The following is a 15,423-nucleotide window of genomic DNA, read 5'->3' as shown; positions in this document are numbered from 1 at the left end:
AAAATTGAGCGCCACAAAAGTGACGCTCATAGTTTTATTTTTATCTATTAATATACAAATAACCTGCTTTTTGATGACCATTAGACTCACTATCTTTATAATTTAAGATATAATAATAAGTACCCTCTGGTAAATCAGAACCTCTTGAAATGGTAACTCTACCCTCTGAAATTCCTTTAAAAGCCCTATCGCTGTTATTGTAGTTGGTACGTTCGAAAACTAATACTCCCCAACGGTTATAAATTTCGACAGTATTATCAGGGTAACATTCTAAACCTCTAATATAAAAGATGTCATTGTCTCCGTCACCATTTGGTGATACCCCTGTCAATGGCTCGATTACACAACCTGCAATACCTAATACTGTAGGCTCATCGCCAATTACATTTGAGTTATCCGATTTATCCGTAACCTTTAATCCTCTTGGTGTAGTCCCTTCAACTACAGCTTGATTTACGACTGTTCCTTTATTAATATCAACTTGGGTTAAAGGATATTCTGCGTAATAAGCAGTTGTGTTTACCGATCCTGGATTAAGCACCGCTATCGGACTACCAAACAGCTTAATACCTGGTAACAAATCAGAAACGGTTACATTGTATAGTGGTACATCTCCCGTGTTCTTAATTTCAAAAGAGTAACGAATAATCTCTCCTGCTTGCGCAAAACCATCTGCATAAATATTATCTGTAAACACAGCCGTTTTAATTATCGAAATTGAAGAACGTTCCTCTATCCCAATGCTTATTGTTGCTGGACTTAAATCGGTCAAGCCACCATTATCATTTGCTGCAATAGTAAAACTTGCAACATCAGATGTATAAGTTAAACTTGGTGTGAATTTAATTTGTCCATTTTGAGCCAATGTAATCACTTGTCCAACTACCAATGGTATGCCATTTAAGGTTAAAACACCTGCTAAAGGATTTGGAATACTTTTGATCGTGTACGATACAACTGTACCATCAACATCATTTCCTCTAAAAGGAGCAATTGCTTGCGGAAGACCATTTTTAAATAAAACATCACTAACGCTGTCTGTTGTCGTTGGTGGCACATTTGTTACTGGTATCGTCACCGTAGATGGCGTACTTACCGCTGCATTATCGTCTGTTGTTGTGTAAGCAAACGTTGCGTTTCCGGTGAAGCCTGCCGTTGGTACAAATTTCAATCCTGCTGCTTGAGTTGGTGTTAATACCATAGCTATTGTAACTGGTGTTACTCCATCTGCTAAGTATAAAACTCCTTGGCTAGCAATTGGTAAACTTGTTACTCTATAACTTGCTATTGTTCCATCTGCATCAGTTCCCGTTAAAGTTGCTACTGCTTTTGCTGTTCCGTCGTTTACAATACTTGGCGATGCTGTTAAGGTAGCTACTGGTGGCGTGTTGGCCATAACTATATTTACTATCGCTGGATCTGTACTTTCTAAGCCTCCATTGTCTTTTGCCGATACCCTGAAGCTTGCGGCTTCGCCTGTAAAGTCCGATTTTGGTGCAAAAGTTAATCCTGCTGCTTGCGCTGGCGTTAATTCTTGTCCTATTGTTACTGCTGTTGTTCCGTCTGCTAAGTATAAGATTCCTGAGGCTGGTAATGGTAATGTTTTTACAACATAACCAACTACTGATCCATCACTATCGGCTCCTGCTAATCCTGGTAAACTTTGTGCTGTACCATTTTTAACTAAACTTCCTGAAGTTTTATCTTCTGTCGTTGGTGGAACATTTGTTACTGGAATCGTTACCGTAGATGGTGTACTTACCGCTGCATTATCGTCTGTTGCTGTGTAAGCAAACGTTGCGTTTCCGGTGAAGCCTGCCGCTGGTACAAATTTCAATCCTGCTGCTTGAGATGGTGTTAATACCATTGCTGGTGTAACTGGTGTAAATCCATCTGCTAAGTATAAAACTCCTTGGCTAGCAATAGGTAAACTTGTTACTCTATAACTTGCTATCGTTCCATCTGCATCGCTTCCTGTTAATGCTGCTACTGCTTTTGCAGTTCCGTCATTTACAATACTTGGAGATGCTGTTAAGGTAGCTACTGGTGGCGTATTGGCCATAACTATACTTACTGTCGCTGGACTTAGATCTTGCAATCCTCCATTGTCTTTTGCAGATACCGTGAAGCTTGCGGCTTCGCCTGCAAAGTCCACTTTTGGTGCAAATGTTAATCCTGCTGCTTGCGCTAGAGTTAATTCTTGACCAACCGTTACGGCCGTTGTTCCGTCTGCTAAGTATAAGATTCCTGAGGCTGGTAATGGTAATGTTTTTACAACATAGCCAACTACTGATCCATCACTATCGGCTCCTGCTAATCCTGGTAAACTTTGTGCTGTACCATTTTTAACTAAAATTCCTGAAGTTTTATCTTCTGTCGTTGGTGGAACATTTGTTACTGGAATCGTTACCGTAGATGGTGTACTTACCGCTGCATTATCGTCTGTTGCTGTGTAAGCAAACGTTGCGTTTCCGGTGAAGCCTGCCGCTGGTACAAATTTCAATCCTGCTGCTTGAGATGGTGTTAATACCATTGCTGGTGTAACTGGTGTTACTCCATCTGCTAAGTATAAAACTCCTTGGCTAGCAATAGGTAAACTTGTTACTCTATAACTTGCTATCGTTCCATCTGCATCGCTTCCTGTTAATGCTGCTACTGCTTTTGCAGTTCCGTCATTTACAATACTTGGAGATGCTGTTAAGGTAGCTACTGGTGGCGTATTGGCCATAACTATACTTACTGTCGCTGGACTTAGATCTTGCAATCCTCCATTGTCTTTTGCAGATACCGTGAAGCTTGCGGCTTCACCTGTAAAGTTCGCTTTCGGCGCAAAAGTTAATCCTGCTGCTTGCGCTAGCGTTAATTCTTGTCCTACTGTTACTGCCGTTGTTCTGTCAGCTAAGTATAAAATTCCTGAGGCTGGTAATGGTAATGTTTTTACAACATAGCCAACTACTGATCCATCACTATCTGCTCCTGCTAATGCTGGTAAACTTTGTGCGTTTCCGTTTTTAACTAAAATTCCTGAAGTTTTATCTTCAGTCGTTGGTGGAACATTAGTCACTGGAATCGTTACCGTAGATGGTGTACTTACCGCTGCATTATCGTCTGTTGCTGTGTAAGCAAACGTTGCGTTTCCAGTGAAGCCTGCCGCTGGTACAAATTTCAATCCGGCTGCTTGAGTTGGTGTTAATACCATAGCTGTTGTAACTGGTGTTACTCCATCTGCTAAGTATAAAACTCCTTGACTAGCAATAGGTAAACTTGTTACTCTATAACTTACTATCGTTCCATCTGCATCGCTTCCGGTTAAGGCTGCTACTGCTTTTGCTGTTCCGTCATTTACGATACTTGGCGATGCTGTTAAGGTAGCTACTGGTGGCGTGTTGGCCATTACGATATTTACTGTCGCTGGACTCAAATCTTGCAATCCTCCATTGTCTTTTGCAGATACCGTGAAGCTTGCTGCTTCACCTGTAAAGTCTGATTTTGGTGCAAAGGTCAATCCTGCTGCTTGAGCTGGCGTTAATTCTTGTCCTACTGTTACTGCCGTTGTTCCGTCTGCTAAGTATAAGATTCCTGAGGCTGCTACTGGTAATGTTTTTACAACATAGCCAACTACTGATCCATCACTATCGGCTCCTTCTAATGCTGGTAAACTTTGTGCTGTTCCGTTTTTAACTAAACTATCTGAAGTTTTATTTTCAGTCGTTGGTGGAACATTAGTCACTGGAATCGTCACCGTAGATGGGGTACTTGCCAATGCATTATCGTCTGTTGCTGTGTAAGCAAACGTTGCGTTTCCGGTGAAGCCTGCCGCTGGTATAAATTTCAATCCTGCTGCTTGAGATGGTGTTAATACCATAGCTGTTGTAACTGGAGTAATACCATCTGCTAAGTATAAAACTCCTTGGCTAGCAATAGGTAAAATTGTTACTCTATAACTTGCTATTGTTCCATCTGCATCGGTTCCCGTTAAAGCTGCTACTGCTTTTGCGGTTCCGTCGTTTACAATACTTGGCGATGCTGTTAAGGTAGCTACTGGTGGCGTGTTGGCCATAACTATATTTACTGTAGCTGGATCTGTACTTTCTAAGCCTCCATTGTCTTTTGCCGATACCCTGAAGCTTGCGGCTTCACCTGTAAAGTTCGCTTTCGGCGCAAAAGTTAATCCTGCTGCTTGCGCTAGCGTTAATTCTTGTCCTACTGTTACTGCCGTTGTTCTGTCAGCTAAGTATAAAATTCCTGAGGCTGGTAATGGTAATGTTTTTACAACATAGCCAACTACTGATCCATCACTATCTGCTCCTGCTAATGCTGGTAAACTTTGTGCGTTTCCGTTTTTAACTAAAATTCCTGAAGTTTTATCTTCAGTCGTTGGTGGAACATTAGTCACTGGAATCGTTACCGTAGATGGTGTACTTACCGCTGCATTATCGTCTGTTGCTGTGTAAGCAAACGTTGCGTTTCCAGTGAAGCCTGCCGCTGGTACAAATTTCAATCCGGCTGCTTGAGTTGGTGTTAATACCATAGCTGTTGTAACTGGTGTAGTACCATCTGCTAAGTATAAAACTCCTTGGCTAGCAATTGGTAAACTTGTTACTCTATAACTTGCTATCGTTCCATCTATATCAGTTCCCGTTAAAGCTGCTACTGCTTTTGCAGTTCCGTCATTTACAATACTTGGCGATGCTGTTAAGGTAGCTACTGGTGGCGTGTTGGCCATTACGATATTTACTGTCGCTGGATCTGTACTTTCTAAGCCTCCATTGTCTTTTGCCGATACCTTGAAGCTTGCGGCTTCACCTGTAAAGTTCGATTTTGGTGCAAAAGTTAATCCTGCTGCTTGCGCTGGCGTTAATTCTTGTCCTACTGTTACTGCCGTTGTTCTGTCTGCTAAGTATAAAATTCCTGATGCTGGTAATGGTAATGTTTTTACAACATAGCCAACTACTGATCCATCACTATCGTCTCCTTCTAATCCTGGTAAACTTTGCGGTGTGTCATTTTTAACTAAACTACCTGAAGTTTTATCTTTAGTCGTTGGTGGAACATTAGTCACTGGAATCGTTACCGTAGATGCGGTAGCATCTACTGCTTTATCGTTATCCGTTGCTGTGTAAGCAAACGTTGCGTTTCCGGTAAATCCTGCCGCTGGTACAAATGTTAATCCTGCTGCATCTGTTGCACTAAGCGCTGTGTCTACTAATACTGGCGTTACTCCATCTGCTAAGTACAAGATTCCTTCTGCTGGCAATGGTAATGTCGTTACAATATACTTCGCTGTATCGATTGTTCCATCTGCATCGCTTCCTGTTAAGGCTGCTACTGCTTTTGCTGTTCCATCATTTACGATACTTGGCGATGCAGTTAAGGTTGCTACTGGTGGCGTGTTGGCCATAACTATATTTACTGTCGCTGGATCTGTACTTTCTAAGCCTCCATTATCTTTTGCCGATACCTTGAAGCTTGCGGCTTCGCCTGTAAAGTTCGATTTTGGTGCAAAAGTTAATCCTGCTGCTTGCGCTGGCGTTAATTCTTGTCCTACTGTTACTGCCGTTGTTCTGTCTGCTAAGTATAAAATTCCTGATGCTGGTAATGGTAATGTTTTTACAACATAGCCAACTACTGATCCATCACTATCGTCTCCTTCTAATCCTGGTAAACTTTGCGGTGTGTCATTTTTATCTAAACTACCTGAAGTTTTATCTTTAGTCGTTGGTGGAACATTAGTCACTGGAATCGTTACCGTAGATGGTGTACTTACCGCTGCATTATCGTCTGTTGCTGTGTAAGCAAACGTTGCGTTTCCGGTAAAGCCTGCTGCTGGTACAAATTTCAATCCTGCTGCTTGAGATGGTGTTAATACCATAGCTGTTGTAACTGGAGTAATACCATCTGCTAAGTATAAAACTCCTTGGCTAGCAATAGGTAAAATTGTTACTCTATAACTTGCTATTGTTCCATCTGCATCGGTTCCCGTTAATGCTGCTACTGCTTTTGCGGTTCCGTCGTTTACAATACTTGGCGATGCTGTTAAGGTAGCTACTGGTGGCGTGTTGGCCATAACTATATTTACTGTAGCTGGATCTGTACTTTCTAAGCCTCCATTGTCTTTTGCCGATACCCTGAAGCTTGCGGCTTCACCTGTAAAGTTCGCTTTCGGCGCAAAAGTTAATCCTGCTGCTTGCGCTAGCGTTAATTCTTGTCCTACTGTTACTGCCGTTGTTCTGTCAGCTAAGTATAAAATTCCTGAGGCTGGTAATGGTAATGTTTTTACAACATAGCCAACTACTGATCCATCACTATCTGCTCCTGCTAATGCTGGTAAACTTTGTGCGTTTCCGTTTTTAACTAAAATTCCTGAAGTTTTATCTTCAGTCGTTGGTGGAACATTAGTCACTGGAATCGTTACCGTAGATGGTGTACTTACCGCTGCATTATCGTCTGTTGCTGTGTAAGCAAACGTTGCGTTTCCAGTGAAGCCTGCCGCTGGTACAAATTTCAATCCGGCTGCTTGAGTTGGTGTTAATACCATAGCTGTTGTAACTGGTGTAGTACCATCTGCTAAGTATAAAACTCCTTGGCTAGCAATTGGTAAACTTGTTACTCTATAACTTGCTATCGTTCCATCTATATCAGTTCCCGTTAAAGCTGCTACTGCTTTTGCAGTTCCGTCATTTACAATACTTGGCGATGCTGTTAAGGTAGCTACTGGTGGCGTGTTGGCCATTACGATATTTACTGTCGCTGGATCTGTACTTTCTAAGCCTCCATTGTCTTTTGCCGATACCTTGAAGCTTGCGGCTTCACCTGTAAAGTTCGATTTTGGTGCAAAAGTTAATCCTGCTGCTTGCGCTGGCGTTAATTCTTGTCCTACTGTTACTGCCGTTGTTCTGTCTGCTAAGTATAAAATTCCTGATGCTGGTAATGGTAATGTTTTTACAACATAGCCAACTACTGATCCATCACTATCGTCTCCTTCTAATCCTGGTAAACTTTGCGGTGTGTCATTTTTAACTAAACTACCTGAAGTTTTATCTTTAGTCGTTGGTGGAACATTAGTCACTGGAATCGTTACCGTAGATGCGGTAGCATCTACTGCTTTATCGTTATCCGTTGCTGTGTAAGCAAACGTTGCGTTTCCGGTAAATCCTGCCGCTGGTACAAATGTTAATCCTGCTGCATCTGTTGCACTAAGCGCTGTGTCTACTAATACTGGCGTTACTCCATCTGCTAAGTACAAGATTCCTTCTGCTGGCAATGGTAATGTCGTTACAATATACTTCGCTGTATCGATTGTTCCATCTGCATCGCTTCCTGTTAAGGCTGCTACTGCTTTTGCTGTTCCATCATTTACGATACTTGGCGATGCAGTTAAGGTTGCTACTGGTGGCGTGTTTACAGATAGTATTCCCGAATTGGATTGAACTGTCGTACAAACATTTTTCGAATTAGTTACTGAAGCACGGTACTTATAACCATTCATAGCTGCAGTAGCACCAGTAATAGTAAGTGTTCCTGTAGTTACACCACTATAAACGCCACCATCAGAGAAGTTACTAAAACCCGATCCAGTATCTACTTGCCATTGATATTTCATTCCTGCTATTGCAGCTGTAGAAGCTGAATAATCAGGAACAGTATTAGGTGCTGTTCCAGTAAAAGCACTAGTACTTTTAGTAGCACCAGCGACCGTAAAGGTCGTATTAGCACCTACTATAATATTTTTATTAGTTGGTTGCGTTGTAACCTCTATTAAAGTAGCCTCTTTTACATTTGCTGATGGCGTCGCTGTATAAGCGGTTCCCGTACCATTTACACCCGCTGCAGTAACTAGACCATTTGAATTTACTTGAGCTGCACCTACGACATCTCCATAAGTACCATCACCATTAGAATCCGCAGTACTAGAACCGTATGATTCATTTGCATCAGAACATCCGTCATTATCAGAATCTGTATCTAAATAATCTGGCGTACCATCTTTATCTAAGTCACATGCTACAACAATCCCTACTCTATTATCATCGACGATAATTATTCCATCAGCATCACTATCTCCAAAAACATACATACGCAACGTGTACGCTTTATTAGGTGCCAACGCAATTTGATTTGTTGGATTTGTAGTACGAATGACGTTAAGATTTAATGTTCCAAATACAGCATTAGCTGTAAGATAGGTATCTGCATTTGTAGTATCACCATATTGTCTTGTTGAGTACAATACTGAACTAGTGGCAAAATTATCATCAGAAACATAAATCGCATAGTTAAAATTACCTGCAATTGCATTTTTTGTAGTATCATTAATCCAGTGAGAATATCCGAAGCTACCTAAGGTTGTTGCATTAACAAAATTCCCTGTTGTAAATTGCCATTGTACATAATCACTATCCGTAATCGCTCCTGCAAGTGTGGTTTGGTTTGCTCCATTAATTTGCATTGAAGTTCCAAGTCCATAAGCACTTGCAAATTGATTAGTAATACCTGTCCCTATTGATTGACCATTATTTGATGCTATATAGGTTCCGTCTTTTAAATCATCTGATCCTCCTGGTGTAGTTAAACTACCATTGTTATTACTATAATTACCGACAACTTGGTCCAATTGACTTCCTGGACATTCACTTTCGTCAGCAATACCATCATTATCATCGTCTAAATCGCTAACATCGGCTACACCATCATTGTCTGTATCTTTCAAAATGGTTAATACTGCCATTGTGCTCGACACGCTAGCACATACATTTTTAGGATTAGTTGCAATTGCTCTATATTTATAATAATTCATCGCAGCAGTAGCACCAGTAATTGTAAGTGTTCCTGTAGTTACACCGCTATAAACACCACCATCAGTTACATTACTAAAACCAATACCTGTATCTACTTGCCATTGGTACGCCATCCCTACTATTGATGCCGTTGATGAACCATAATTAGGAGTTGTATTTGGAGCTGTTCCTGAATAAGTAGTTGTAGTCTTAGTGTTAGCAGCTACTGTAAACGTAGTAGTCGCTCCAGCTAAAACCGCCTTGTTAGCAGGTTGTGTAGTGAACTCTATTTTACTAGCTTCAAGTACATTTGTTGATGGTGTAGTTGTATACCCCGTACCCGTAGCATCTGAACCAGCCGCTGTAACCAAACCATTAGCATTTACTTGAGCTGAACCTACAACAGCTCCATAGGTACCATCACCATTTGAATCTGTTGTAGTAGAACTATAGGCCTCATTTGCATCTGAGCAACCATCGTTGTCTGAATCAATATCCAAATAATCCGGAATTCCATCTTTGTCTGTATCTAAAGCACCTGTACAAACATTAGTTATTTTTAACCCTACATTAGCATGTTTTGCTAATGCAGATTGTTTAACGACAATTTTATCAATTGGAGTATCAATAACAAAGGTATAGCTGGATTCCAAAGCATTTGTTAACCCAGAAGTTACATCACCTGGATAGGCGACTCCTGTAATTGGATTGTAATATGGACCTTGCGCCGCATAAGCTTCATCTAGACCTACATAATATGGGTGCTTGTAAAAGGTTCCTGGAATAACCTTGAACAAAGTACCTTGAAAATAAACCCTATTACTACCGTTGTAAAATTCTATAATTTGAGTTTCATCATAGCTTGGTGCAATGGTACTTGACCCATTGGCTACAGCAATACTCCTTACATTAAATTCATTAATCGTTACCAAAGTTGGAAAAGTAATAGTAGTTACATTACCTGTTACAGCACCTGAACCTCCCATTGCTCCTATATCTATATTTTGATTTGACGAGCCATCAAGATACAGAGGCCCCGTAGTAGCACTCGATGTGGCAGTAGAGGTTACTGTTGCTGTAATCGAAGTTGTTGTACCAGCAACAAACGAATTACTTAAACTTCCAGTAGTCGTGTCACTCCATACTATCTTATCTCCAGTTCGACAACTATTTTCTGCTGTATCTAGAATTCCGTCATTATCGTCATCTAGATCAACTGTATCCAAAATACCATCTTTATCTGTATCCAAACAAGCATCAACCTTTAAAGTAAATGTTGTACCATTGGTTGCACAACCATTTGCAGATTTTAATATAAGCGTTCCTCCATAAACTCCTGCAGCTGCTCCAGCTGGAACCGCAATAGAAATAGGACTAGTTGCTGGCATTGTAGCATCAGTAACAGCAGCAAAACTATTACTTGGATTTGTATTCCAAACAATGCTATAGGTAGAAGGACTGCCTGTGGTTGCACTGTAAGCCAAAGTAGAATTTTGTGCCGTTGCGCTATAGCATACGGGATTAGCTACTCCTGTTGTTATTATGGATGGTGTTGCGTTTACAGCTACCGTAAAAGTTGTTCCTGTGCTTACACAATTCGACGCATTTTTAACCGTAATTGTTCCTGTATAAGTTCCTGCAGCTGTACCGCTAGGCACCGTTATCAAAATAGGACTTGTAGGCAAAGTTGCGTTTGTAACCGTAGCAAAACTATTTGCTGGAGTGGCAGCCCAAGTAATACTATATGTAGTAGGAGTACCTGTTGTTGCACTATAACTTAAAGGCGTAGTTTGTGTACTTCCGCTATAACACACAGCCGTTGTTGCTGTACTAGTTGTAATTGTTGGCAAGTCATTTACTCTCACTGTAAAAGTTCTATTTGCACTTACACAGCCATTTGCATTTTTAACTGTTATTGTTCCTGTATAAAGACCAGCAGCTGCTCCTGCCGGAATCGCTATCGTAAAAGGCGAAGTCGACGGCATTGCTGCATCTGTTACTGCAACAAAACTGTTGGTTGGAGATGCATTCCATGAGATACTATAAGTTGTTGGGCTACCTGATGATGTTGTACCATAACCCAAAGATGTGTTTTGAGCACTTGTACTATAACATACTGCAGTTGCTCCAGAAAATGTTGGAACAAATGGTAATGCATTTACAGTTATTGTTGCTGCAATTGCATTGGCCGAAAGACAACTACCGCTTTTTACTACGGCTCGATACGAAGTCGTTGCGCTTAGATTTGTTGCCGTTAAGCTTATAGTGGTGTTAGCAATCGTGGTTCCTGCAGTTGCAAAATTATCTAAAGATGATTCCCAACGTACCACATTACCTGTATGCCCACTTAAAGTTAATGTTGTACTATTTGTCCCCGTACAAACAGATGTACTAGTACCAACGGTACCACTCACTGTGGCTGGATCTACAACTACTGTAAAGTTAGTTCCTGCACTTGTACAACCTGCTGCATTCTTTACCGTTATTGTTCCTGTATATGTTCCCGCTGTCGCTCCCGCAGGTACAGCAATTGTAAATGGGCTACTTGCAGGCATAGCTGCATCTGTAACCGCAACAAAACTATTTGATGGAGATGCATTCCAACTTATACTGTAAGAAACTGGTGAACTTGTACTTGCACTATAGCTCAATGTAGTGTTTTGCGCCGAAGCATTATAACAAACTGCTGTTGCAGAAGTGGCAGTAGTAATGGTCGGAATTACACATAGTGTTGCCGCAGCAGAGGTAATTGTTTCACAAACATTATTGCTATGCGTAGTAATTACTCTATATTGGTAACCCGACATAGCAGTAACGATACCACTAATTGCTAAAGTATTTGGAGTTGCATTAGAATATGTTGGATTTGTACCTCCCATAGCTACATCCACCCAACTAGATCCGGTATTTATTTGCCACTTATAGTTTAAAGAACTACTTGAGTCTGTAGCAGGTGGCAGTGTATAAATAGGAACTCCTGACGAGTAGGTAGTTGCATTTGCCGCAGTGCTCGTAATGCTAAAAGTTGTTGACCCTCCAGCCGCAACTGAAACATTAGTTGGATTTGTAGTGGACGTTATTTTGGTAGCTGAAGTAACATTTGCAGCAGTTGTACTTGTGTATGTAGCAGCTGCTAAATTCACAGTTCCATCTGTTTTTACAGGAGCCACCGCACCACCAGTCTGTCCAAATTGCTGACCTGTAGCTGCTGATGTAGTATTATTGTAATATTCATTCGAATCTGAACAACCATCATTGTCTGAATCTAAATCGAGATAATCCGGATTACCATCTTTATCTGTGTCTAAACATCTTGAAGCTTTTATACCTAACCATAACACTGGACCTATTCCATCTCCAATACTATCAAATGTTAAACTTTTTACATTTTTGCCTATTAATGAAGGAAAAGAAATTGTACCGCTGGCTTGGGTGGTATTCGCCGTTAGATCTGTTATATATGTTTTTCCACCTATAACTGTTTGCCCTACTAGTTCGGGATTTCCGCCAATGAATACTGATATTGATACCGCAAGATTAGACATAACTGTCCCGTCTGTTAAAGTGGCCGAAAAATTCCCAAAAAGAGCTTGACCTTCAAAATCTATTCCAGCTGTTGCTGTATTAAGATTACCAGAAGAAGTTGTTCCAACACTGTCTGGTAATAAATTTATATCAGAAACTTCATCTCCAAAAGTTATAGTATAAGTACCGTTACCAGTAGTAGTTTCATTAAACCCGAACCTACTGAATGCACCGCTTAAAAATTCACCTGTATCTGTACTAATAGTAACAGTTGTTGCAGGTGTTGCTACAAACTGATATGTTTGAGGGTTGTTAATATTACCGCTTCCTACTCTAGTAGCCTGCTTATCAGTAAATATACATTCATCTGTATCCAAAATCCCGTCATTATCATCGTCTAAATCTTTATAATCTCCAACTCCATCATTATCTATATCACTTGCTCCATTTATTACAATTCTTAAATTTGCATTTGCAACATTTCCAGCATTATCTTTTGAATCAATTAATGTATAAGGAATCACATCTGTCAATGTATTACTTCCTACTAGAGCAGCAACTGTAGGGTTAGTCAAATTAACTTGATAACTGTAACTACCATCTCCATTTACAGTGATAAAACCATAAGTCGTGGCAATTTGAACACCTACATTAGCAGTTACACCATTGACTTCATATATTCTTGGCACATCACTATCTTGCCAGTTTAGATCGGTAAGACCCGCTATTTGACTAAGTGGATCAGCGTCTGTAACTTGCGGTCCATAATTATAATCTAAGACAACTTGTGTTACCGGTGTTTTAAAATAAAAACTAACATTACCATGAGCGTCATTAGCTGGCACAGAACCTGTACCATAAAAAGTATCATTACCTAATACAACAACAGAGCCATTAGCATTATAATCATAGGCCACATTACTACCATTATAAGAACCTTTTACTCGCATTAAATCTTGCCAAGAAGTTCCTTGAGAATAGTCAATATCTGAAATGCTAAAAAATAAACTTGTTACGGGTTTATCAAAATTTATTGTCAATGTATTGTTTGGAGCTGGATTTATTGAAGGATCTGACTGAAATAATAAATACCCAGTATGCCCTCCATTTGTTCCATAATTTACTGTTTGATTTAATGCTGTACCTACAGCGCCCGTATCGGTTTTAACAAATGAAACATTAACTCCATTTATCAGCTTTGATTTACCATCAATAGTTTCATTACTTGTAAATTGATTTTCCCATATTAATTGCGCCAAAGGTCTATCACCTTTATCCACACCAAAACCATCATCATCATAAATTATATTACCGATTGCGGTATTAGTAGTACCTACCTTGATCGTTTTGAGATTATCTGTAGCTACTGGTGGCTCATCCACTCCAGTTATGGTGACGGTTAAATAACCGTAATCAACACTCCCTGATAGGTCGGTAACTTCGTAAGAAATAACATCTGTTATGCTGGCTCCAGATTTCAATCCACTTACCGCTGAATTATTTACGTCTACCAAATAACTATAGTTACCATTACTCTGAGCTGTAATTTTTCCGTAAGTTGAATTATACGAAAACCCTGGAATAACAGATGCGCCATAAACTTTGCTTAATGACAAAACATCGCCTGGAGTTAGATCTGTGTCATTTGACAAAAGATTCCCAGTAACTGGAGTTGTTGCGTTTGCTACAACATTATTAACATCATCTACAGAAACAGGAGGGCGCAATACTGTAATATTACTATACGCTGTTAAGGTATTATTAGGATCAGTAACGCTTACTACCATATACCTTGCACCTTCGGTTACGGTTCCTCCAGCATGAACATATCTGAAATTTCTAAGCAACAACTGCAAATTAGCTTGATTAATAGGTAAACCACCTTGATCAGTTATATCAAATACACCAGTAGCAGTATGTGTAATTCTAAAATTATTACTGCCATAAACAGCATTTAAAACCAACGCAGAAACAGTGTTGATTGTGTAAAAATTCACAAGAACCCCTGCACTATCATATATGTAAGCACGTTCATTAACATTAGGCACTCCTGCGGGAGCACCGTTACTATTAACTGAAAATGTGATTTTTGCACTTGTAACTGTACCTGAAGTAGTAATCACAGAAACACCAGATGAAACTGTCTGCACAATAAACCCTACGTTAGCAATCACTGAATTATTAACACCTGCCAAAGCTCCGTTTAAATCAAGATTGGTAACAGTTAAAGGACTTGTACTTAATTTTTTAGATAGAATATGCCCCGTTTTCGACAATGGATTAAAAATGAAAGCATCATTAACATGACTTGTTGGAGGCGTCACTTTTGCATTCAGCAATAGTGATGAGATTAGTAAAACTAGTAACGAAAACACTTTTGAAAAGTTATTTTTTTTACGAAAAATTTGAAAAGTAGTTTTTTTCATGGTATTATATTTTGATAGAGGGTGCAAATTATAAAAAACAGACAAAATGTAGACTTGGATTAACTGATACTATTTAATGTAAAAAGTATTAATGGATGGTATACATGCTCTAATAATAATATCATCTATAAAGAAAGGTTGACATGAATATTGAAAATTAACTGTCTCTTTCTCTTGAGGAGTATCAGAGCCAAATTCTAAAATTGTACTTACATCATTTTGCGTTACTGTTGGAGAATACCCTTGCTGAAAGGAAAACAAAAAGAGGAAGAGCATTACAACAGTAATCTTATAAAATCTTTGAGTAAAATTGAACATAAGCATTATATTTAAATGATGTTTGGGACTTTTATTTAATAAATTCCAATTAATGGAATCATGTATTTCAAAATGTAACTTAAAAACGGACTAAGAATAAGATCAATTACAGCAAAAGTAAGCAAAATCCTTATAATAAATATTTTATTTTTTACTTATTTTCTGTTTATAACAAACTTATAAACAGAATTAAGAAAAATCATCAATTTACCTAGTGTTAAAAACAAATAACATTTATTTAACACTAATTAACTTTTGGCAAAATATTCAAAACTGCTAAAATCACAGAGTCAAAACTACAGTTATTTATTAAAATATTTGTTTCTATTAGCCAAAAAACTAATAACTATCGACCAACCACCACTTTCATAGGATAA

The 15,423-nt window shown here is 39.3% G+C and carries 1 protein-coding gene; it reads right to left on the bottom strand.

Annotated elements, in window-relative coordinates:
• Positions 1–40: 40 nt before the first annotated feature.
• Positions 41–14,728 (bottom strand): T9SS type B sorting domain-containing protein, encoded by a 14,688-nt coding sequence (locus tag FFWV33_RS06145; protein ID WP_108740093.1) that lies wholly within the window; start codon positions 14,726–14,728, stop codon positions 41–43.
• Positions 14,729–15,423: the final 695 nt, after the last annotated feature.

The organism is Flavobacterium faecale (genome assembly GCF_003076455.1).
Taxonomy (GTDB): domain Bacteria; phylum Bacteroidota; class Bacteroidia; order Flavobacteriales; family Flavobacteriaceae; genus Flavobacterium; species Flavobacterium faecale.
The sequence above is the reverse complement of the archived record's forward strand: the minus strand, read 5'-3'. Positions and strand labels throughout refer to the sequence as shown.

Excerpts from the sequence above, each read along its gene's own strand:
- FFWV33_RS06145 (WP_108740093.1), bottom strand. The coding sequence starts at position 14,728 with ATGAAAAAAACTACTTTTCAAATTTTTCGTAAAAAAAATAACTTTTCA.